Origin of the sequence: Streptomyces mayonensis (genome assembly GCF_018982965.1) — a bacterium.
GTDB classification, from domain to species: domain Bacteria; phylum Actinomycetota; class Actinomycetes; order Streptomycetales; family Streptomycetaceae; genus Streptomyces; species Streptomyces mayonensis.
This window is the reverse complement of record NZ_JACBYP010000132.1, coordinates 1-21350: the sequence shown is the minus strand read 5'-3', so window position 1 is coordinate 21350 and position 21350 is coordinate 1. Positions and strand designations below refer to the sequence as shown.

The following is a 21350-nucleotide window of genomic DNA, read 5'->3' as shown; positions in this document are numbered from 1 at the left end:
TCCTCCGCACCGGCGGGCCCGGCGTCCTCCGCACCCGTAAGCCCGGCGGAGGCGGAGGCAGCGGGGCCGGAGGCGGCCGGGGCGGTACTCCCCTCGTCGGCGGCGCCCTCGCGCTCCCCCTTCGCCCCGGCACTCTCGCCGCTGTTCTGCGCCTCCCCCTTCGTCAAGGCCCCCTCGCCGCTCTCCGCCTCCCCCTTCTTCACGCCGCGCAACGCGTCCGCACGGATCCAGCGGCGGTGGAGTTCGAGCAGTTCCTCGGGCGTCGCACGGCAGACCCGGGCGAGGCGTTCGACGGGGGCGAACTCGACCGGCACCACCTCCCCGTTGACGTACCGGTGCAGGGTCGAGCCGCTCATGTGCAGCCGTTTGCCGAGCGCCCCGTAGCTGAGCCCGGACCGCTCCTTCAACTCCCGCAACAGGCCCGCGAAGTCGTCCCCCGCCACCGTTCCTCCCTCTCCTCGCACCCTGTCGTATCCCCGTACCGCATCCCAGAGGCCCACTGTTCCCGCAGGTCAGCGCGTTCCCGGTGTTCCATCGTCCCGCATGTTCCCCCATGGCTGGCGGCCGGGACGGACACGACCGCAAGCTGTGGCCATCCAAGCAGCCGCTCCCGGCGAACGGTCGAGCGGCTCACCGAACTTTATTCACCAGGGGGAACCTCCATGTCCGCACGCACCACCCGTACCCGCCTGTTCGCCGCCACCACCGTCGCGCTGGCCGCACTGTCCCTGACGGCCTGCGAGGGCGACGGGCTCAACACGGGCTCCCCGAAGCCGGCTTCCTCCTCCGCGTCGGCGGACGAGAGCACCCCGCCCTCGGACGACGCGAAGGACGGCACCGAGGACGGCGCGAAGGGCGACGCCGGCACCACCGGATCGAGCGGTTCCGCCGGAAAGGACGACGCGTCGGACGCCGGGAAGGGTTCCGGCTCGGGCTCCGCATCCGGCACGAGCGCCGGCAGCGGGAACGGCGGCAGCGACGGCTCCGACTCCGACCTGCCCGGCAAGTGCTCCGCGTCCGACATCCGGATCACCGCCGCGAACGCGCCCCGCCCCGTCAACCACCTGCTGCTGACCGCCACCAACACCGGCTCGAAGACGTGCGCGCTGCCCCCGTACCCGGCGGCGCGGTTCGGCGAGGCCCAGGCCGTGCCGCCGGTCGCGGAGTCCAGCAAGCCGCAGTCGCTGACGACGCTGGCCCCCGGCGAGTCCGGCTACGCGGGCGTGCGGCTGTCGTCCGGCGACGGCAGCGCGGAGGGCGGCCGCGAGACGAGCACCCTCACCGTCCCCTTCGAGGACGGCTCCATCGCCGAGGTCAAGCTGCCCTCCGGCGGCGTGCACGTCGACGACGACCTGACGGTCACCTACTGGCAGACCAGCGCGGCCAACGCGCTCGAGTACTGAAGGGATCCACGGGCCCGCCGCACCCCGTGCACGGCGGGCCGGCACAGGTCGTCGCTCAGCGCAGCGTGCGGGCGGCCTCGGTCGCCCAGTACGTCAGGATGTTGCGCGCGCCCGCCCGCTTGATGCCGGTGAGTGCCTCGAGGATGGCCCGGTCGCGGTCGATCCAGCCCTTCTCGGCGGCGGCCTCGATCATCGCGTACTCGCCGGAGATCTGGTAGGCCGCGACGGGCACGTCCACGGTGTCGGCGACCTTGGCGAGGATGTCGAGGTAGGGCCCGGCCGGCTTGACCATCACCATGTCGGCGCCCTCCTCCAGGTCGAGCGCCAGCTCCCGCATCGACTCTCGCACGTTGGCGTAGTCCTGCTGGTAGGTGCTGCGGTCGCCCTTGAGCGAGGATCCGACGGCCTCCCGGAAGGGACCGAAGAAGGCGGAGGCGTACTTGACGGCGTACGCGAGGATCGCGACGTCCTCCCTGCCGATCTGGTCGAGCGCGTCCCGGACGACCCCGATCTGCCCGTCCATCATGCCGCTGGGCCCGACGACGTGCGCGCCCGCGTCGGCCTGGACCTGCGCCATCTCGGCGTACCGCTCCAGGGTGGCGTCGTTGTCGACCCGCCCCCGGTCGTCCAGTACGCCGCAGTGTCCGTGGTCCGTGAACTCGTCGAGGCACAGGTCGGACATGACGAGCAGCTCGTCCCCGACCTCGGCCCGCACGTCGCGCAGCGCGACCTGGAGGATCCCGTCGGGGTCGGTGCCCGCCGTCCCGGCTGCGTCCTTCTTGTCCTCCTCAGGCACCCCGAAGAGCATGATCCCGGAGACACCGGCCTCCACCGCCTCGGCGGCGGCCTTCTTCAGGGTGTCCCGCGTGTGCTGGAAGACACCGGGCATCGCGGAGATCGGCACCGGCTCGCGCACGCCCTCGCGGACGAAGGCGGGGAGGATGAGGTCGGCGGGGTGCAGCCGGGTCTCGGCGACCATCCGACGCATCACGGGGGTGGTCCGCAGCCGCCGGGGCCGGGTGCCGGGAAAGGATCCGTACGTCGTCATACCACCTACGCTACGCCCGCCCCACCCGTGCCTTTGCCGACGACGAGTCGGCCCGGAGCAGGCCGGACACCGGCCGGGTCCGGCCCCGCCGGCCGACTCCGTGAACCGCCTGCCCCGTGACACGCAACAACCCACGCCACGCCGGGACTTGGACGTGATCACGGATCTTCGAACACCTAGGGTCCCCCTACAGGCACCTGTCGGCCCGCAGCCGCAGTACGCCTCCCGCCGACCACGCAGCGTGAAGGGCATCATGAAAATAGGTTTCGCACTCCCCCAGTTCAACCACCAGGCGTACGGCATCGCCGGGACGGCCGGTTTCGCCTCCGGGATCGAGGAAGCCGGGGGCGCCAGCCTCTGGGTGGGGGACCGCAACCTGGCCGCCGTCCGCCCTGTCGTCGGTTACGGCGGGCAGGGGAACACCATCCCCGAGGAGCTGAACCCGGCCGCGGACCCGTTCGTCCTCCTCGGTGTCGCCGCCTCCGCGACCAGCAGGGTACTGCTGGGCTCCCACGTCCTCGTCGCACCGCTCTACCCGCCCGTGCAGCTCGCCCGGTCGCTGACGACGGTCGACCTCATCAGCGGCGGACGGCTGCTCCCCGGTTTCGGTGTCGGCTGGTCGCCCGAGGAGTACCAGGCGGCCGGCCTGGACTTCACCCGCCGCGGCGCCCGCATGGAGGAACTGCTGGACGCCCTCCACGCCATCTGGACCAGCGACCCGGCGCGGTACGAGGGCGACCAGCTCTCCGTCCCCGAGCACCACGCGCCCCTGAAACCGGCGCGCCGCCCGAGGCCGCCCTTCTACCTGGGCGCGATGTCCGAGCGGGCCCTGCGCCGCGTCGCCCGCCGCGGCGACGGCTGGCTGCCGCTGGTCGTCGTCCCCAGCTACGTCGACGTGGACGGCCTGGTCGGGCAGCGCTCCCTGCTGGACGAGCTGGCCCGGCAGGACGGCCGTGACCCCGCCGCGATCGACACGGTGCTCCGGGTGAACATCGACGCCGGCACGAGCACGGACCAGGTCGCCGAAACCGTCAAGGACATCCACGAACGGACCGGCATCGACCACTTCATGATCGACTCGATGTACGACGTGGACACCGTCGACGGCTCCCTGGAGCACGCCCGCCGCATCCTCGAACTCGTCGAGAAGGGCTGACCACCCGCACCGGAACGAACCCCGGACGGGCCCCCTGGCCCTGCCCCTGCCCCTTCCCCCTAGACCCGGACGACGTGCTTGCCCCTGACCCCACCGGCCTCCAGTGCCCGGTGGGCGTCGGCTACCCGGTCCAGCTCGTGGACGGTGTCGACCACCGGCACCAGGTCACCGCGTTCGGCGAGCCGCGCGACCTCCCGGATCAGCGCGCTGTCGGGATTGCCGCTGAAGAAGCGGATCCGGCCCTTCCCGTGCACGGTGGAGGCCAGGACGGCGGCGATCCCGGCGAGCAGCCGGTCGAGGTCGGCGGTGACGGCGACCATGCGCCCGCCCGGCGCCAGCAGCCGCCGCAGCCGGGAGTGCTCGGTGCCGACCGTGTCGAGGACGACGTCGAACCGCCCCAGCCCGGACAGCGGGGTCGCCCGGTAGTCCACCGCCTCGTCGGCGCCGAGACCCCGCACGAAGTCGAGGTTCCCCCCGCCGGCCAGCGCCACGACATGCACCCCCAGCACCTTGCCGACCTGCACGGCGACGCTGCCCACACCCCCGCTTCCGCCCCGCACCAGAAGCCGTTCGCCGGGTTGCAGACGGGCCTTGTCCCGCAGCGCGGTCACCGCCGTGGTCGCCCCCGCGAGCAGCGAGACGGCCTCCTCCGGGGTGAGGCCGTCCGGGGCGGCGGCGATCCGCCGCGGGCTGACGGCGACGTACTCGGCCATGCTGCCGGTCCTCCGTCCCAGCAGCCCCCACACCCGTTCCCCCTCCCGGACCCCGGTGACGGCCGCGCCGACCCGGGCGACCTCCCCCGCGAAGTCGATGCCGGTGGCCTTGGGGAAGGCACGTCCGGTGACCAGGCCCACCTTCCCGTTCCGGTCCAGCAGGTCACCGCCGTTGATCCCGACGGCACGCACCCGCACCAGCACCTCGCCGGGGCCGGCGGCGGGCACGGGACGCCGGCCGACGTAGAGCACCTCCGGGGGGCCGTACCGGTCGAAGAGGACCGCGTTCATCTCACTCATGTCCCTGTCCCACATCGCGTTGCCAGGCGCGGAGGCGGGGCCCGCGACCGCTGCTAGGCTCACGCTAGACCGCTAAGTGGACGACCCCCTCCACTTCGCCCGGAAGTGAGAAACATGCCTGCCCAGACCTCTCACAACCCCCCGGACCCCGGACCCGCCGACGCGTCACCCGCCGACCTCCGCGCCGACGCCCGCCGCAACCGCGCACGCCTCCTGGAGGCCGCGCGCGAGGTCTTCGCGGCCCGGGGCACGGACGCCCCGATGAGTGCGGTCGCCCGCCGGGCGGGCGTCGGAGTGGCCACCCTCTACCGCCGCTTCCCCACCCGTACCGCGCTGCTGGCCGCCGCCTTCGACGACCAGCTCGCCGAATGCGCGACCGCGTTCGAGGAGGCCATGGCGGACCCCGACCCGGGGAACGGCCTCTACCGCCTCCTGGAGAAGGTGTGCGCCACCCTGGTCACCGACCGCGGATTTGACACGGTCCTCATGACCGGCTTCCCCGGGGCACTGGACTACGACCGTGAACGCGCCTGGGCGGAGGAGGGCCTGGCCCGTCTGGTCCAGCGCGCCCGCGACGCCGGCCGGCTCCGCGAGGACTTCGACCCGGCCGACATCCCGCTGCTCCTCCTCGCGGTCAACGGCCTGGCCCACCAGCCCCCGGAAGTCGCCCTCCCGGCCGCCCGCCGCCTCCTCACCTACCTCTTCCAGTCCTTCCAGGCCCACCCCCCGTCCCGCCCCGGCCCGCTCCCCCCGGCGCCACCACTGGACCTGACGAGGCTGCCCCGACCGGCGTGACGCCGCCCGGCGTCCCCGCAACACGTCCCGGGCTGCCGGCATCTCCGCTGGTCGGACGCATTCCAGCATCCCAGCGTCCCGACCCGCCCGTCGGTTGTGGCAGCTGGGACGGATCCCGCCGCAAGCTGTGATCCGTCCCCAGCACCGGGCTGGAGGACACCCGTCCGACACCACGTGAGGAACAGCCCATGCCCGCCTTCGCCACCCGCCTCGCCGTCTCCGCAGCCGCAGCCGCCGTCGCCGCCCTCGGCCTGACCACCACGGCCACCGCCACCACGTCGAGCGACGAGCCCGTCACCCAGGCCTGCACCGCCGCGAACTCGGACACCACCGTCAGCGAGGTCCCCCGCCCCCTCAACCACCTCCTCCTCACCGTCACCAACACCGGCGACACCCCCTGCAACGCCTACTACGCACCCGCGCTCCGCTTCGACGACAGCCAGGCGGCCACCCCCGTCCTGGAGAGCAGCAAGCCCCAGGCCGTCGTCACGCTGGCCCCCGGCGAGTCCGGCTACGCCGGCATCCTGACCTCCCTGCCCACGGGCGAGGGCACCAACGGCCACACCGCCACCACCCTGGAGGTCCACTTCAAGGACCGCGCCGACGAGGACACCAACGACTGGCCCACCCTCACCCTCCCCGGCAACGGCGTCTACCTCGACAGCACCGCCACGGTCACCTACTGGCAGTCCGACCTGAACGACGCCCTCTCCTACTGATCCAGCTCCGCCCACACGGTCTTGGCCGGCGGCGGCCCGTACCGTACGCCCCAGCGGTCGGCCAGTTCCTCGACGAGGAGCAGCCCGTACCCCGACTCCGCCGCCTCCGCACCCGCAGCCCCGCGAGGACCGACCGGCACCCGATCCCCCCGGGTGTCGGTCAACTCGATGCGAAGCGTGGCCCGGGGGACGACGGAGAGGGCGAGGCGGAAGCTGCGCCCCGGCACGCGGCCGTGCAGCGCCGCGTTCGCCGCCAGCTCGGCGACGATCAGCCGGGCCGGGTCCAACGGCAGGCCCCACGCGTGCAGTTGCTCGGCAGCCAGCAGCCGGGCCAGCCGGGCGCCGCGGCGCGTGGCCGACAGCGGCACGGTGAAGTGGAGCAGCGGACCCCGCTGGGTGGAGATTCCCTGATTCATGTGACCCAGCGTGTTCGCGCGTGCTTACGCTGTGAAGACAGCTGGCCCGTGCGGCCGGTGGCTGTCCGCGGTGCGTCCGGTTCCGTCCGGGCTGCCCGGGGTGACCTGCGACTCCTGGGAAGGGCGTGCGGCGACATGAGCGACTACGACGAGGAAGCCGGGGCGGTGATGCGGGCCGTCGTACGGCAGCTGAAGCTGTGGCGGGAGTCGGCCGGACTGACCCAGGCCGACTTCGGCACGGCCATCGGGTACGGGGAGGAGCTGGTGTCCTCGGTGGAGCGGGGGCGGCGGATTCCCCGACCCGAGTATCTGGACGCGGCGGACGAGGCGTTGGGGGCGGGCGGCAAGATCGCGGCCCTCAAGCAGGACGTGGCGGAGGTCCGGTACCCGAAGAAGGTACGGGACCTGAAGCGGCTGGAGGGCGAGGCGGTCGAGCTGGGCGCCTACAACAACTCGGTCGTGCATGGGTTGTTGCAGACGAGGGAGTACGCACGGGCGGTGCTCAGCGCTCGCCGCCCGGCCTTCACCGCCGACCAGTTGGAGCAGCAGGTGTCGGCCCGCGTGGCACGGCAGGAGATCGTCAACGACACCACGACTCAGGCCCTCTTCAGCTTTGTCCAGTGCGAGTCGACGCTTCACCGGCCCATCGGAGGCAAGATGGTGCTGCGCGGGCAGCTCGAACGACTGCTGGAAGTCTCCGAGTTCCACAATGTGGACCTCCAGGTGCTCCCCCTGAGCCGCGAGGAGAACCCGGGGCTCGACGGCCCGTTCCGGTTGCTCAGGCTGGGGGACGGCACCACGGTCGGCCATGTCGAGGTGGCCCACCTCAGCCGTGTGATCGCGGAGCCGAAAGAGGTGCAGCTCCTGGACATCCAGTATGGAATTATCCGGGCAGAGGCTCTCAACCCGCGGGAGTCGACGGCCCTCATCGAGAAAGTACTTGGAGAGACATGAAGCTGGAGTGGATAAAGAGCAGCTACAGCACGTCCAGCGGCCCCGACTGCGTCGAGGTGGCCACCCCGGACGAGAGCCACGTCCTCGTCCGCGACTCCAAGAACCCCACCGGCCCCCGCCTGACCCTCGCCCCCGCCGCCTGGGCCGCGTTTCTGGAAAGGGCGACGGGGCGCCCCTGACCCGGTCAGAAGCGCCCCGCTCCGCCTCACGTGGAAGAGCGCCGTCTCCGCGATCCCGGCCGGCGTTCGCTCGGCCGGGTCACCGGGTCGCCGGCCTCCAGGGCTGCCGCACGGCGTCGCGCGCCGAAGTCGGCCAGGGCCTCCGCCAGCTTCAGGACCGACGGTTCCGGAGCCATGACGTCGACCCGCAGGCCGTGTTCCTCGGCCGTCTTGGCCGTCGCCGGGCCGATGCACGCGATCACCGTGACGTTGTGCGGCTTGCCCGCGATACCGACCAGGTTGCGGACCGTGGACGACGACGTGAAGAGCACCGCGTCGAAGCCGCCGCCCTTGATGGCCTCCCGGGTCGTGGCCGGCGGCGGCGAGGCGCGCACGGTGCGGTAGGCGGTGACGTCGTCGACTTCCCAGCCCAGCTCGATCAGCCCGGCGACGAGGGTCTCCGTGGCGATGTCGGCGCGGGGCAGGAAGACGCGGTCGATGGGGTCGAAGACCGGGTCGTAGGGCGGCCAGTCCTCCAGCAGGCCCGCGGCCGACTGCTCGCCGCTCGGGACCAGGTCCGGCTTCACGCCGAAGGCGACGAGGGCGGCCGCGGTCTGCTCGCCCACCGCGGCGACCTTGATGCCCGCGAAGGCGCGGGCGTCGAGGCCGTACTCCTCGAACTTCTCACGGACCGCCTTCACCGCGTTGACCGAGGTGAACGCGATCCACTCGTAGCGGCCGGTGACGAGGCCCTTGACCGCCCGCTCCATCTGCTGCGGGGTGCGCGGGGGTTCCACCGCGATGGTCGGGACCTCGCTCGGCACGGCGCCGTAGGAACTGAGCCGGTCGGAGAGCGACGCCGCCTGCTCCTTCGTACGCGGGACGAGGACCTTCCAGCCGAACAGCGGCTTGGACTCGAACCACGACAGCTGGTCGCGGCGGGCGGAGGCGGAGCGCTCACCGACCACGGCTATCACCGGGCGGCCACCGTCTGGGGACGGCAGGACCTTCGCCTGCTTCAGGGTCTGGGCGACCGTGCCCAGCGTCGCGGCCCAGGTGCGCTGCCGCGTCGTCGTACCGGCGATCGTGACCGTGAGCGGGGTGTCCGGCTTGCGGCCCGCCGAGACCAGCTCGCCGGCCGCCGCGGCGACCGAGTCGAGCGTCGTCGACACGACCACCGTGCCGTCGGAGGCGCCCACTTCGGTCCAACAGCGTGCCGACGCCGTACGGGCGTCCACGAACCGGACGTCGGCGCCCTCGGCGTCGCGCAGCGGCACACCGGCGTACGCGGGCACACCGACGGCGTTCGCGATGCCGGGGACGACCTCGAAGGGCACCCCGGCGGCGGCGCAGGCCAGCATCTCCTCGGCGGCGTACGTGTCGAGCCCGGGGTCCCCGGTCACCGCACGCACGACCCGCCTGCCGCCCCGCGCGGCCTCCATGACAAGATGTGCGGCATCCCGCACGGCGGGAACACCGACGGTCTTTGACGCGCCGTCAACGACCGTCAGCTGGGGCGCGCCCGTGCCCGGATCCGAGGCATCGGCATCCGTGTGCACTTCCGGCACGCCCTGGCGCGCATGCGTGCGTACGACGTCGAGCACCTCGTGCTCGGCGACGAGGACGTCCGCGTGCGCCAGCGCCTCCACGGCGCGCAGAGTCAGCAGTCCCGGATCTCCGGGTCCGGCACCGAGGAAGGTGACGTGCCCGTGTTCCGGACCGGCGGGAAAGGTGGTGGGGCTCAATGTGCTCGCTCCCCCATCAGACCGGCCGCGCCCTGGGCGAGCATCTCGGTGGCGAGTTCGCGACCGAGAGCCAGTGCCGCCTCGTGCGTGTCGGGCACGGGACCGGTGGTGGACAGCTGCACCAGCGTCGAGCCGTCGGTCGTGCCGACGACGCCACGCAGGCGCATTTCCTTGACAGTCTGCCCGTCGGTCAGAAGATCGGCCAGCGCCCCGACGGGAGCGCTGCAGCCGGCCTCCAGGGCGGCGAGCAGTGATCGCTCGGCCGTTACGGCGACCCGCGTGAACGGGTCGTCGAGTTCGGCGAGCGCGGCGACCAGCGGGGCGTTGTCCGCCCGGCACTCGATCGCCAGTGCCCCCTGGCCGGGGGCCGGCAAAACCGTGTCGACCGACAGGAAGTCGGTCACCTCGTCGATGCGGCCCACCCGGTTCAGCCCGGCGGCGGCCAGTACGACGGCGTCCAGTTCACCGCTGCGGACGTATCCGATGCGGGTGTCGACGTTACCCCGGATCGGGACCGTCTCGATCTCGATGCCGTGGGCGCGGGCGTACGCGTTCAGCTGCGCCATGCGGCGCGGGGCACCCGTGCCCACGCGCGCCCCGTCCGGCAGGTCGGTCAGCTTGCGCGCGTCCCGGGCGACGACCACGTCGCGGGGGTCCTCGCGCTCGGGTACGGCCGCCACCACCAGGCCCTCGTGCTGCGCGGTGGGGAGGTCCTTGAGCGAGTGAACCGCGAAGTCCACCTCCCCCTGCAGCAGCGCGTCGCGCAGTGCGGCGACGAACACGCCCGTGCCGCCGATCTGCGCCAGGTGCTCGCGCGACGTGTCGCCGTACGTGGTGATCTCGACCAGCTCAACGGGCCGACCGGTCACCTGGCTCACGGCGTCCGCCACCTGCCCGGACTGCGCCATGGCGAGCTTGCTCCGCCTGGTCCCCAGCCTCAGTGCCTTCTCAGTCATGCCGGCCCTCGGTTCTTCTCAGTGCTGTTCTCGGCGCGGGAGACGGAGGCCACCGTCTCCTGGTCGAGGTCGAACAGGGTGCGCAACGCGTCCGCGTACCCGGCGCCGCCGGGCTCGGCCGCGAGCTGCTTGACCCGCACCGTCGGCGCGTGCAGCAGCTTGTCGACCACACGCTTGACGGTCTGGGTGATCTCGGCGCGGTGCTTGTCGTCGAGCCCCGGCAGCCGTCCTTCGAGGCGGGCGATCTCCCCCGCCACGACCTCCGCGGCCATGCTGCGCAGCGCGACCACGGTCGGCGTGATGTGTGCGGCCCGCTGGGCGGCACCGAAGGCCGCGACCTCGTCGGCGACGATCCGGCGGACCATGTCCACGTCGGCCGCCATCGGAGCGTCCGCGGAGGCGTCGGCGAGCGACTCGATGTCCACCAGGCGTACGCCGGCCAGCCGGTGCACGGCGGCATCGATGTCGCGGGGCATCGCGAGGTCGAGGAGGAAGAGGACCGGCTGCGGGCGCGGCACCTCGGCGACCGGCTCGGGACGGCGGCGCTCGGGGATCCGGCCGGCCCGGGTCGCCGTCGCGGCGAGCGCGGTGATCAGCTCGGCGTCCGCCTCGGGACCCGGCCGGCCCGGCTCGCGGGTCCGCTCCACCGCCGTACCGCCCGCGGCCCACGCCCCGTGCTGCTCCAGCGTCGCCGCGTCCAGGCCGGCCACGGCGGCCTCGCCCATGACGGAGAAGCCGGACGGGACGGAGGACAGGTCCAGGGGGCAGTTCTCGTCGGTTCCGGCGGCGCTGCCGGCAGCGGTACCGGCGTTCGGCAGTGGCGTTTCAGCAGCCTGCCGTTCCTCCTGTGCACCGGCGGTCCGTACGCCGGTGGTGCCGGCCTCGGCGACCGGGGCGGCAGCCTCGGCGGCGGGCTCACCGGTGCGGCCCGCCACCGTCTCCGCCACGGCGTCGGCCGTGAGGACGAGGCCGGTCGCGCCCGTGCAGGAGACGGCCACGTCGGCACGTGTCAGCTCGTCCGGCACCGAGTCCATCGGTACCGCGCGGGCCAGCACGTCCGTGTCGTCGCCCTCGGTCAGGATCTGTGCGAGGCGCTCGGCGCGCTCGAAGGTGCGGTTGGCGACCACGATCTCGGCGACCCCGGCCCGGGCCAGCGTCGCGGCGGCCAGCGACGACATCGAACCGGCGCCGATCACCAGGGCCTTCCTGCCCCGCGCCCACTGCCGGACGTCTGCCCCGGCGGACAGCTGCTCCAGGCCGAAGGTGACCAGGGACTGCCCGGCGCGGTCGATGCCGGTCTCGGAGTGGGCGCGCTTGCCGACCCGCAGCGCCTGCTGGAACAGGTCGTTCAGCAGCCGCCCGGCGGTGTGCAGGCCCTGCGCGCGGGCGAGCGAGTCCTTTATCTGGCCGAGGATCTGCCCCTCGCCGACGACCATCGAGTCGAGACCGCACGCCACCGAGAACAGGTGGTGGACGGCCCGGTCCTCGTAGTGCACGTAGAGATGGGGCGTGAGTTCGTCCAGGCCGACCCCGCTGTGCTGGGCGAGCAGCGTGGACAGCTCGGCGACACCGGCGTGGAACTTGTCCACGTCGGCGTACAGCTCGATGCGGTTGCAGGTGGCGAGCACCGCGGCCTCGGCGGCCGGTTCGGCGGCGACCGTGTCCTGGACCAGCTTGAGCTGCGCGTCCGTGCTCAGCGACGCCCGCTCCAGCACGCTGACGGGGGCACTGCGGTGGCTCAGCCCGACGACGAGGAGGCTCATGCCGGCATCACGGCGGGTACGTCCCCGTCCGGTCCCTGGTCGGTGGAGTGCGGCTGCTTGCGGGCGGCGACGGGCGGCACCGCGCCGTCGGCCCCGGCCCCGGCCTCCTCACCCGCCTTGCGCTGCTCGTGGAAGGCGAGGATCTGCAGCTCGATGGAGAGGTCGACCTTGCGCACGTCGACGCCCTCGGGGACGTTCAGCACCGTCGGCGCGAAGTTGAGGATGGAGGTGACGCCGGCGGCCACGAGCCGGTCGCAGACCTGCTGGGCGGCACCGGCGGGGGTCGCGATCACACCGATCGAGACACCGTCGTCCTGGATGATCTTCTCCAGTTCGTCGGTGTGCTGCACCGGGATGCCCGCGACGGGCTTTCCGGCCATGCCCGGATCGGCGTCGATGAGCGCGGCGACCCGGAAGCCGCGGGAGGCGAAGCCGCCGTAGTTGGCGAGCGCGGCGCCCAGGTTTCCGATACCGACGATCACGACCGGCCAGTCCTGGGTGAGGCCGAGTTCGCGCGAGATCTGGTAGACGAGATACTCGACGTCGTAGCCGACGCCCCGGGTCCCGTAGGAGCCGAGGTAGGAGAAGTCCTTGCGCAGCTTCGCGGAGTTGACGCCCGCGGCGGCGGCCAGCTCCTCCGAGGAGACCGTGGGCACCGAGCGCTCGGAGAGCGCGGTGAGGGCGCGGAGGTACAGCGGAAGCCTGGCGACGGTGGCCTCGGGAATCCCTCGGCTGCGGGTCGCCGGTCGGTGTGTTCGGCCAGTTGCCACGGTGCTCCTGCGGGTAGAGCGGGGCTGTAGGCGGTCATACGTCCCTACATGACCGCCCCGTCGAATGCAGGCTATGTCTTTGTGAACGCGTGCACAAAGATGGTGTCCGATTTGCCCGGCCAACGTGACCGGGGTCACGCACCCCCGGCACACGGAACGGGAACCGGCGCACACGCACCCTCGCTCCTCACTCATCGGGGGCAAAGCCGCACACACTCCTCACGATCAACGCCCCCGAGACCTGGTCACCATCGATCCTAAGCGACCATACGGATTACTTGTACTGATCGGTCAGTGCCTTGCGCAGCCGCTCCTCGTTCACACGCCAGAAGGTGTGCTGCCGCCCGTCGACCAGCACGACCGGGATCTGCTCCCAGTACTGGTCGTGGAGGCCGCGGTCCTCGGTGATGTCCTTCCCCTCCCAGGGGACACCGAGCTCGGCGCAGACCTTCTCGACGACGAGCTGGGCGTCGTCGCACAGGTGACAGCCGGGTTTGCGGATGAGGGTGACGAGATGGTTCTCGGAGGGCTCGGGGGGCCCGGGGGGCTCCGAGCGCTCGGAGTGCTCGGAGTGCTCGGGGGCCTGCGCGGGCTTCCGGCGGAAGAGGGGACTCATGCCGGCCATTCTCGCGCGCACGGGCGCCCCCGCGGACGGAACGCCGTCGGAGGGAACACCGTGGAGCGGACCGGCGGCAGGTGGACGGGCAAGTGGACCGACAGGTGGACGGGCAGCTGGACGGGCAGGTGGACGGGTGTCCGGCACGCCCTCGGCGGGAGGCCCTTTAACGGCCCGGTCGCCCAGAGTTCACAGCCTCCGAACCTCGCGACTCCGAAGCCACCGAACAAACTGGCTATGCTCACGGGCATGGCCGCTCTTCGATGGCTCACTCCCCGTAGGCGCTCCGCCACGGCGCGGAGCGTGTTGGCAGGCGAGGCCTCCGCGGAGGCAGCCCGCAAGTCCGCCCAGGCCGAACAGGCCGAGCAGTCCGCGCGGGACGCCGCCGCCGGGACGGACGAGGGCGCCGAGCCGGAGTTCCCGGTCCACGGCGACGAACGGGCGGCGGCCTTCTTCGACCTCGACAACACCGTGATGCAGGGCGCCGCGATCTTCCACTTCGGCCGCGGCCTGTACAAGCGGAAGTTCTTCGAGACCCGCGACCTCGCCCGCTTCGCCTGGCAGCAGGCGTGGTTCCGGCTGGCCGGGTTCGAGGACCCGGAGCACATGCAGGACGCCCGCGACTCCGCGCTCTCCATCGTCAAGGGCCACCGCGTCTCCGAGCTGAAGTCGATCGGCGAGGAGATCTACGACGAGTACATGGCCGAGCGGATCTGGCCCGGCACCCGCGCCCTGGCCCAGGCCCACCTGGACGCCGGTCAGCGGGTCTGGCTGGTCACGGCGGCCCCGGTGGAGATCGCCCAGGTGATCGCCCGCCGCCTCGGCCTGACCGGGGCACTCGGCACGGTGGCCGAGTCGGTCGGCGGCGTCTACACGGGCAAGCTGGTCGGCGAGCCGCTGCACGGCCCCGCGAAGGCCGAGGCGGTCCGGGCGCTGGCGATCGCGGAGAGCCTGGACCTGTCCCGCTGCGCCGCCTACAGCGACTCGCACAACGACATCCCGATGCTGTCCCTGGTCGGCCACCCGTACGCGATCAACCCGGACTCCAAGCTGCGCAAGCACGCCCGCCAACTGGAGTGGCGGCTGCGCGACTACCGCACCGGCCGCAAGGCGGCCAAGGTCGGCATCCCCGCCGCGGCGGGCGTCGGCGCGGTGGCCGGCGGCACCGCGGCGGCCATCGCGCTGCACCGCCGCCGCCGGTGAACGGACCGGCCGTTGAACGAACCGTCGCCGATGAACGCGCCACCGCCGTTGAACGGACCGCAGCCGGCACCGGCGGACCAATCGAAATGACGTACCCAGGGAGCGCCGGACCCAGTCCCCTCCACTCGCGTTTCCTCACATCGACCACAACACGCTCTGCAGTCACACGGAATCCGAACCGTTTCGGTCATCTATTGATCAGTTTGCGGCAGCTGACCGAACGTCAATCGGGCACGGAAGCGACGTAATCGATGATTTGAGCAACTGGGCGTAGCAGTGCCTGCACGAAGCGTTATTCTCCTCAGACGCATTCCGGTGCCCCACCTTCGCTACGACGGGTGAACGGTTCCGTACTGCACGTGATGGAAGCTCTGCCTCTGGGAGTCCCGTGTACCCACACGTCGGGGTCAACGCCTCGGGCCTGGCTACGCTGCGCGCAACGGTCGAATCAGCCCAAGATCTGTTGCGCGGCCTCGTCCCCACCGCGTACGCCGTCCCCGCCCTCGCCGCGGCCGCCGTGCCCGCCGGCCCGTGCTACGCACTGGCCGAAGGAAGCGCCGCCGTCGGCAGACGCGCGCGCTCCTCCTCGGCCGGGGCCGCCACCACCCACCGCCGCCCCGCCGCGGACAGCGACAGCGCCCGCATGATGGAGCTGGTCGAGCGGGCCCAGGCCGGCGAGGCCGACGCCTTCGGCCGGCTCTACGACCAGTACAGCGACACCGTGTACCGCTACATCTACTACCGCGTGGGCGGCAAGGCGACCGCCGAGGACCTCACCAGCGAGACCTTTCTGCGGGCCCTCCGGCGCATCGGCACCTTCACCTGGCAGGGCCGCGACTTCGGCGCCTGGCTGGTGACCATCGCCCGCAACCTGGTCGCCGACCACTTCAAGTCCAGCCGCTTCCGCCTCGAGGTCACCACCGGCGAGATGCTCGACGCCAACGAGGTCGAGCGGTCCCCCGAGGACTCCGTCCTCGAGTCGCTCTCCAACGCGGCCCTGCTGGAGGCCGTACGGCGGCTCAACCCGCAGCAGCAGGAGTGCGTGACCCTGCGCTTCCTCCAGGGCCTCTCGGTCGCCGAGACCGCCCGGGTCATGGGCAAGAACGAGGGCGCCATCAAGACGCTCCAGTACCGGGCCGTGCGCACCCTCGCCCGCCTGCTGCCGGACGACGCGCGCTGATCCCCCGGCGCCCGGGTGGGCTCCCCGAGAGCCCGCGCCGGGGCCACCACCCTCCGCGTTCCCCAAGTCACCACCGGTGAAAGTCTGTTGAGACAGCGGTCCGATCATCCACCGTCCGTAACCCATGTGCCGCGCCGCTCGTTGTGCGGGATGCGGACTCCCTGTGGTCTCCCTCTGGCCGGCTCCGATCACTCGATCGGATGGTTCCGGTCAGCGTGTGGAACCCTCAGGACCCCCTGGGGAGTCGACCGTCATGACGAGAGGAGGTGCCGCCAGTGATCGCGAACGTATCGGCACACCGGCGGGCGAACGCCTTCGCCCAGGCTCTGGAGGAGCAGTCCGATCCCGGGGCGGCGGCCGAGCAGTCCGGAGGACCGGCGACCGCCGGGGCCACCGCGGATCCGACCGAGCAGGGTCAGCTGACGACCCTCGCCCACGGTCTGGAGACGCTGCCCCGGCCGGAGCTGGATCCCGAGGTCAAGGTCGTCCAGCGGGCCCGGCTCGTGGCCGCCTTCGAGGCCATGCTGCAGGAGGGCACCGCGGGCGGCCCGGCGGCGGACACCGCGGTCCCGGAGCAGCGCAGGGCGCGCGGCACCCACCGCGCGGCCCCGCTGAGCAGGTTCCGGCCCCGGTCGCGGCTGGCCAAGGGACTCACCGCGGGCGGACTGAGCGTGAGCGTGGCCGCCGGTGCCTTCGGCGGAGTCGCCGCGGCCAGTTCGGACGCCCTGCCCGGCGACTCGCTCTACGGCCTCAAGCGCGGCATAGAGGACTTCCGCCTCGGCCTCGCCGACGGCAACGACGAGCGGGGCCGCGCCTACCTGGACCTGGCCTCGACCCGCCTGAGCGAGGCGCGCCGGCTCATGGAGCGCGGCCGCAGCGGCCCCCTCGACCACGAGTCCCTCGGCGAGGTCCGCCGCGCCCTCTCCGGCATGCAGCACGACGCCTCCGAGGGCCACCGCCTGCTCAGCTCCGTCTACGCCCGCGACCCCGACTCGCTCGCCCCCATGCAGGCCCTCTCGGCGTTCTCCCAGTCCCACCGGGAGACCTGGGGAGCACTGCGCGACCGGCTGCCCGTGCAGCTCGGGGACGTCAGTGACCAGGTGTCGTCGGTGTTCGACGCCATAGACGACGACGTGGCCCCCCTCCAGTCCATGCTGCCGCAGCCACCGGCCGGGGACGAGGAGAGCGGCGACGGCGGCAGCCCCGGCGGTTCCGGCCCGGCGACCGGCGAGACCCCCGGCTCCGGCCGCTCCCCGGCACCGAGCACCGGCGACGACGGCACCTCCGACCACGGGCGTTCCGACAGCCGCAGCCCCAGTGAGTCCGCCGACTCCGGCCAGGAGAACGACGGCCTACTGGGCGGCGGCACCGGCGGCCTGCTCGACCCGCCGAAGGACGACACCGGTCCGTCCTCCCCGTCGACGGGCGACGCCAAGACCCCGCCCGTCGAGCCGGACGTCACCCTCCCGCCCCTCCTCCCCGGCCTCCTGCCCGGCCTGGGCATCGAGGCGGAGGACGCGGACTGAGCCGACGCGACGCGTGTACGGCGGCGGGGTCGCCCCGCCGCCGTACCGTGCGCACACTGCTCGCCCACGGGCCCGTCAGAAGAACACCGACCGCCGTTGCACGAGCAGCTTGTAGAGGGTGTGCTGGATCTGCTCCCGCACCTGGTCGGTCAGGTTGAACATCAGCATGGGATCCTCGGCGGCCTCCGGCGCGTAGCCGTCCGTCCGGATCGGCTCGCCGAACTGGATCGTCCACTTCGTCGGCAGCGGCACCGCACCCAACGGCCCCAGCCACGGGAAGGTCGGCGTGAGCGGGAAGTACGGGAAGCCCAGCAGCCGCGCCAGCGTCCTGGAGTTTCCGATCATCGGGTAGATCTCCTCCGCGCCGACGATCGAGCACGGGATGATCGGCGCCCTCCGGCGCAGCGCCGTGGACACGAAACCGCCCCGCCCGAACCGCTGGAGCTTGTAGCGCTCGCCGAACGGCTTGCCGATGCCCTTGAACCCCTCCGGCATCACTCCGACCAGCTCGCCCTGCGCCAGCAGCCGTTCGGCGTCCTCGGCGCAGGCCAGGGTGTGGCCGAGCTTGCGGGCCAGCTCGTTGACGACCGGCAGCACGAACACCAGGTCCGCCGCCAGCAGCCGCAGGTGCCGGTCGGCCGGGTGGTGGTCGTGCACGGCGACCTGCATCATCAGGCCGTCCAGCGGCAGCGTCCCCGAGTGGTTGGCCACGATCAGCGCGCCGCCCTCCGCCGGGATGTTCTCGACGCCCTTCACGTCGACCCGGAAGTACTTCTCGTACACCGGCCGCAGCATCGACATCAGGACCTGGTCGGTCAGTTCGGCGTCGTAGCCGAAGTCGTCGACCTCGTAGTCCCCGGTGAGCCGGCGGCGCAGGAACGCCAGTCCCCCCGCGATCCGCCGCTCCAGACCGCCGTCGCCGTCCCCGTCGCCGACGCCGGGGTCGGTGCCGGTGTGGGTGTCGGCCGGGTCGTGGTCGCCGGGGCCGGCCCCGTCGTGCTGGTCCTGCGCGGCGGCCCCGCGCACCGGCAACGGCTGCACCTCGCCCGCCGGCGCCGCCGCACCCGCGGTGCCCCGGCGCCGCCCCGACCCGCCACGGCGCCGCGACGAGCGGGAACCCGCACCCCCGCCGCCCCCACCGCCCTCGCCGCTCCCCGCACCGCTCGCACCGTTCCCCCGCGACCGGTCGTCGTCGAACGGAATGACCTTGGCGTCCGCCATCGTTGATGCGCTCCTCAGTTGGCGCTCTGCGTAGGGAGGTGGCCACTGCCCCGCCGGGACAGCTCCGCGAGCCGGTCGACGGCCCCCGCGAGGGCCTCGGGCGGCAGCAGCCCGGGACCGCTGCCGCGCACGAAGTCCGCGAACGCCCCGGCCGTCGTGTACGCCGGCCGGAAACCCAGGGTCTCGCGCATCTGCGTGGTGTCCACCACCCGCCCGTGGGTGAGCAGCCGGATCTGCTCGGGGGAGAAGTCCGTCATCCCCAGCGTACGCACGAGGGTGCCCGCCCAGGTGACCGCGGGCAGCAGCAGCGGCACCGTGGGACGGCCGAGCCGGCGCGAGCACTGCGACAGCAGCAGCACACCGTCCCCGGCGATGTTGAAGGTCCCGCTGTTCAGCGTGGACCGCCGCGGCTCGTTCGAGCAGACCCGCAGGACCTCGACCACGTCGTCCTCGTGCACGAACTGCAGCCGGGGGTCGTACCCGAAGACCGTCGGCAGCACCGGCAGCCCGAAGTACGAGGCGAGCGGCGTGTCCGCGGCCGGGCCGAGGATGTTGGCGAACCGCAGCACGGTCACCGAGACGTCCGGCCGGCGACGCGCGAAGCCCCGCACGTACCCCTCGACCTCGACCGCGTCCTTGGCGAAGCCGCCGCTGGGCAGGGACTTGGGCGCGGTGGTCTCGGTGCACACGGCGGGGTCGCGCGGCGCCGAACCGTAGACGTTCGTACTGGACTTCACCACCAGCCGCCGCACCGTCGGTGACTTCTGGCAGGCGCCGAGCAGCTGCATCGTGCCGATGACGTTGGTCTCCTTGACCGACGTACGGCTGCCGCCGCCCAGCGGGGTGCCCGTCACGTCCAGGTGGACGACCGTGTCCGGCCGCGTCTCGGCGAGCACCCGCCCGACGGCCGACTGCCGGATGTCGGCCCGCACGAAGTCGGCGCCGCCCAGGTGGTGCTCCGGCGCCACGGCGTCCACGCCGACGACCCGTTCCACCTCGGGATCACGCAGGATGCGCCGGACGAACCGGCCCCCGAGATGCCGGGCCACTCCGGTCACGAGCACGACCTTGCCCAAGATCCGCGCCTTCCTTCCGCCCTGCTCCAGCCCTACCGCGTACCCTGCCGCGTTCCCCGTCCGCGGGCCAACTTAGCCGCTCGGTGTTGCCTTGTGATGACCACCGGATGCGGCAGGTGACGGAAAAGAGCCGCCGACGGAAAGAGCCGCCGACGGAAAGGAGCGGCCGTACGACTGTGGCCCCCCACCGGATCCCGGTGGGGGGCCACGAGCCACGCTGACGGCGCGGCGTCGCCTACTTCTTGTTGCGACGCTGCACGCGCGTGCGCTTGAGCAGCTTGCGGTGCTTCTTCTTGGCCATCCGCTTGCGCCGCTTCTTGATAACAGAGCCCACGACTATCCTCGCTCACTTCTCATCACTCGGTTGGTGAGCGCCATGGGCCCACACGACCTACGAGGGGCCAGCCTACCCGCCCGAGCGCTGAGCTCGTAATCGAGGGCCGTCAGGCCGTTTCCACCCCCACGTAGCTCTCGCGGAGGTACTCGTGAACCGCTTGCTCCGGGACTCGGAACGACCGTCCCACCCGGATCGCGGGCAGATGACCGCTGTGCACCAACCGGTACACGGTCATCTTGGACACGCGCATCACCGAGGCGACCTCCGCCACGGTAAGGAACTGAACCTCGTTCAGAGGCCTTTCGTCGGCTGCAGCCATGACACACCTGAACCTTCCGCACTCGACGGCCACCGGCTTCCCCTTCCGGTGACTCTTCGTCGCTGCGTGCTCACTCCCCAATGTAGGGGCGGGTGATGCGAATGGGGAAGAGGTGCACCCATCGCTTCCCTACCGTGACAGACACGCCCGATTGAGTACGTAGCGGGTAAGCGGCCGGTAGTACTCAGACCGCACAGCGTCATCAAGTGGAACGACGACGGACACGAACCCCTCGGCCTGACCCACGAAGGGTGCGGGATCGTCCGTATCGGCCGGCCCGACGGCCTCAAACCCCAGCTGACCTGCCCCGCAGAGCCAGCCGTGATCCCCGATCACCAACTCCGGAAGCGGCCCGCCCGACTCGGAGGCGGCATCCAGCGCGACCCGAACCGGCAGCGGGGAGTGAGTGTGCGCGCCGGGCTCACCACCGGCGTGCCCGGCACCGGACTCCCGCACCAGCGCGACTCCCCGGACGTAGTCGAGGTTGTGCGTGCGTAGACCGAACCGGGTCGTTATGTCGACAGAGCGACCCTGCGCCGGGGTGAGGACGGCACACCCCGCCGCCGACAGCGCCTCGGCCAAGGCGACGTAGAAACCGAGCAGCCGGTGGGGATGCCCGGTGCCGATCAGCACCGGAGCGCGACGCTCAGCGACCGCCGCGAGCCGGCCGGCGAAGGCGTCGAGGGCCGCGAGGGTCCGACCGGGGTCGATCACGTCCTGCCCGGACGTGTCCCGCGGATCGGCCGAAACCCCGCACCTGGCGGCCATCAACCGGAGCACGTCCCGCTGCCCCCACTCCCCCTGCGGGTCGGTCCCGATCAGCACCCGGGGATCCCGCGCGGCGAACAGCCGGTAGCTCCGCAGACTCACCTCCCGGGCAGTCGCCACCACCCCGGCCAGCCCAACGCCCACCAGATGAGCCCGAAGCACCCCAGCATCCACCACCCCGCCGATCCTGCCGCCTCCCCACCCCCAG

At 72.3% G+C, this 21350-nt stretch carries 23 protein-coding genes; 9 read left to right on the top strand and 14 right to left on the bottom strand.

Features of this window, described 5'->3' with window-relative positions:
- On the bottom strand, window positions 1-443 hold a 443-nt coding region (locus HZS56_RS38580; RefSeq protein WP_308408212.1), incomplete at its 3' end, for a helix-turn-helix domain-containing protein.
- Between the two features lie 219 nt (window positions 444-662).
- Here HZS56_RS38580 and HZS56_RS32520 point away from each other — a divergent pair.
- Complete coding sequence (locus tag HZS56_RS32520; protein ID WP_216724410.1) at window positions 663-1403, top strand: DUF4232 domain-containing protein; 741 nt, start codon at window positions 663-665, stop codon at window positions 1401-1403.
- Window positions 1404-1458: 55 nt separating this feature from the next.
- Here HZS56_RS32520 and hemB read toward each other — a convergent pair whose 3' ends face one another.
- Window positions 1459-2451, bottom strand: coding sequence for a porphobilinogen synthase (hemB, locus tag HZS56_RS32515; RefSeq protein ID WP_216724409.1), 993 nt, complete (start codon window positions 2449-2451; stop codon window positions 1459-1461).
- 253 nt (window positions 2452-2704) lie between these two features.
- Between hemB and HZS56_RS32510 the strand changes: the two genes are divergently transcribed.
- Window positions 2705-3607 carry a TIGR03619 family F420-dependent LLM class oxidoreductase gene (locus HZS56_RS32510; protein WP_216724408.1) on the top strand — a complete coding sequence of 301 codons (903 nt, stop codon included), beginning with the start codon at window positions 2705-2707 and terminating at the stop codon, window positions 3605-3607.
- Window positions 3608-3666: 59 nt separating this feature from the next.
- On the opposite strand, the gene HZS56_RS32505 is transcribed toward HZS56_RS32510, so the two are convergent.
- Window positions 3667-4620, bottom strand: a complete 954-nt coding sequence (locus HZS56_RS32505; RefSeq protein WP_216724407.1) for an NAD(P)-dependent alcohol dehydrogenase — start codon at window positions 4618-4620, stop codon at window positions 3667-3669.
- 114 nt (window positions 4621-4734) lie between these two features.
- On the opposite strand from HZS56_RS32505, the gene HZS56_RS32500 reads away from it, so the two are divergent.
- Both HZS56_RS32500 and HZS56_RS32495 read left to right on the top strand, forming a co-directional pair.
- A complete protein-coding gene (locus HZS56_RS32500; protein ID WP_216724406.1) occupies window positions 4735-5415 on the top strand; it encodes a TetR/AcrR family transcriptional regulator in 681 nt (226 codons plus the stop codon).
- A gap of 188 nt (window positions 5416-5603) precedes the next feature.
- Entirely contained in the window at window positions 5604-6134 is a 531-nt protein-coding gene (locus HZS56_RS32495; protein ID WP_216724405.1) for a DUF4232 domain-containing protein, read from the top strand.
- Here the strand turns inward: HZS56_RS32495 and HZS56_RS32490 are convergent.
- Window positions 6128-6550, bottom strand: a complete 423-nt coding sequence (locus HZS56_RS32490; protein ID WP_216724404.1) for an ATP-binding protein — start codon at window positions 6548-6550, stop codon at window positions 6128-6130. The two genes, HZS56_RS32495 and HZS56_RS32490, sit on opposite strands and share 7 nt — an antisense overlap.
- A 135-nt stretch (window positions 6551-6685) precedes the next feature.
- On the opposite strand from HZS56_RS32490, the gene HZS56_RS32485 reads away from it, so the two are divergent.
- Window positions 6686-7504: a helix-turn-helix domain-containing protein gene (locus HZS56_RS32485; protein WP_216724403.1), complete on the top strand. Its 819-nt coding sequence runs from the start codon at window positions 6686-6688 to the stop codon at window positions 7502-7504.
- The gene (locus HZS56_RS32480) at window positions 7501-7683 is read left to right on the top strand and encodes a DUF397 domain-containing protein (protein ID WP_216724402.1); all 183 of its coding nucleotides are present in this window, start codon (window positions 7501-7503) and stop codon (window positions 7681-7683) included. The genes HZS56_RS32485 and HZS56_RS32480 overlap by 4 nt, the downstream gene beginning before the upstream one ends.
- Before the next feature lie 26 nt (window positions 7684-7709).
- Here the strand turns inward: HZS56_RS32480 and HZS56_RS32475 are convergent, their stop codons facing one another.
- The 5 genes from HZS56_RS32475 to HZS56_RS32455 form a co-directional block, all read right to left on the bottom strand.
- On the bottom strand, window positions 7710-9407 hold the full coding sequence (locus tag HZS56_RS32475; protein ID WP_216724401.1) for a bifunctional uroporphyrinogen-III C-methyltransferase/uroporphyrinogen-III synthase: 1698 nt from the start codon (window positions 9405-9407) through the stop codon (window positions 7710-7712).
- On the bottom strand, window positions 9404-10363 hold the full coding sequence (gene hemC / locus HZS56_RS32470; protein WP_216724400.1) for a hydroxymethylbilane synthase: 960 nt from the start codon (window positions 10361-10363) through the stop codon (window positions 9404-9406). Before hemC ends, HZS56_RS32475 begins: the two co-directional genes overlap by 4 nt.
- Entirely contained in the window at window positions 10360-12126 is a 1767-nt protein-coding gene (locus HZS56_RS32465; RefSeq protein ID WP_216724399.1) for a glutamyl-tRNA reductase, read from the bottom strand. Before HZS56_RS32465 ends, hemC begins: the two co-directional genes overlap by 4 nt.
- Complete coding sequence (locus tag HZS56_RS32460) at window positions 12123-12896, bottom strand: redox-sensing transcriptional repressor Rex (protein WP_216724398.1); 774 nt, start codon at window positions 12894-12896, stop codon at window positions 12123-12125. Before HZS56_RS32460 ends, HZS56_RS32465 begins: the two co-directional genes overlap by 4 nt.
- 274 nt (window positions 12897-13170) lie before the next feature.
- Window positions 13171-13521: a glutaredoxin family protein gene (locus tag HZS56_RS32455; RefSeq protein WP_216724397.1), complete on the bottom strand. Its 351-nt coding sequence runs from the start codon at window positions 13519-13521 to the stop codon at window positions 13171-13173.
- A 240-nt stretch (window positions 13522-13761) separates the two neighbouring features.
- On the opposite strand from HZS56_RS32455, the gene HZS56_RS32450 reads away from it, so the two are divergent.
- From HZS56_RS32450 to HZS56_RS32440, 3 genes are all read left to right on the top strand, one after another.
- Window positions 13762-14715, top strand: coding sequence for an HAD family hydrolase (locus HZS56_RS32450; RefSeq protein WP_216724396.1), 954 nt, complete (start codon window positions 13762-13764; stop codon window positions 14713-14715).
- Between the two features lie 388 nt (window positions 14716-15103).
- Window positions 15104-15895 (top strand): ECF subfamily RNA polymerase sigma factor, BldN family, encoded by a 792-nt coding sequence (locus HZS56_RS32445; protein WP_216724395.1) that lies wholly within the window; start codon window positions 15104-15106, stop codon window positions 15893-15895.
- Between the two features lie 275 nt (window positions 15896-16170).
- The gene (locus tag HZS56_RS32440) at window positions 16171-17421 is read left to right on the top strand and encodes a DUF5667 domain-containing protein (protein ID WP_216724394.1); all 1251 of its coding nucleotides are present in this window, start codon (window positions 16171-16173) and stop codon (window positions 17419-17421) included.
- 75 nt (window positions 17422-17496) lie between these two features.
- On the opposite strand, the gene HZS56_RS32435 is transcribed toward HZS56_RS32440, so the two are convergent.
- From HZS56_RS32435 to HZS56_RS32415, 5 genes are all read right to left on the bottom strand, one after another.
- Window positions 17497-18642 carry a lysophospholipid acyltransferase family protein gene (locus tag HZS56_RS32435; RefSeq protein WP_216724393.1) on the bottom strand — a complete coding sequence of 382 codons (1146 nt, stop codon included), beginning with the start codon at window positions 18640-18642 and terminating at the stop codon, window positions 17497-17499.
- A gap of 14 nt (window positions 18643-18656) precedes the next feature.
- Window positions 18657-19718 (bottom strand): NAD-dependent epimerase/dehydratase family protein, encoded by a 1062-nt coding sequence (locus HZS56_RS32430; protein ID WP_216724392.1) that lies wholly within the window; start codon window positions 19716-19718, stop codon window positions 18657-18659.
- A gap of 235 nt (window positions 19719-19953) precedes the next feature.
- Window positions 19954-20052: a 30S ribosomal protein bS22 gene (locus HZS56_RS32425; RefSeq protein ID WP_003948845.1), complete on the bottom strand. Its 99-nt coding sequence runs from the start codon at window positions 20050-20052 to the stop codon at window positions 19954-19956.
- A gap of 109 nt (window positions 20053-20161) precedes the next feature.
- The gene (locus HZS56_RS32420) at window positions 20162-20374 is read right to left on the bottom strand and encodes a helix-turn-helix domain-containing protein (protein ID WP_166661820.1); all 213 of its coding nucleotides are present in this window, start codon (window positions 20372-20374) and stop codon (window positions 20162-20164) included.
- 129 nt (window positions 20375-20503) lie between these two features.
- Window positions 20504-21319, bottom strand: coding sequence for a phosphatase (locus HZS56_RS32415; RefSeq protein ID WP_216724411.1), 816 nt, complete (start codon window positions 21317-21319; stop codon window positions 20504-20506).
- Window positions 21320-21350: the final 31 nt, after the last annotated feature.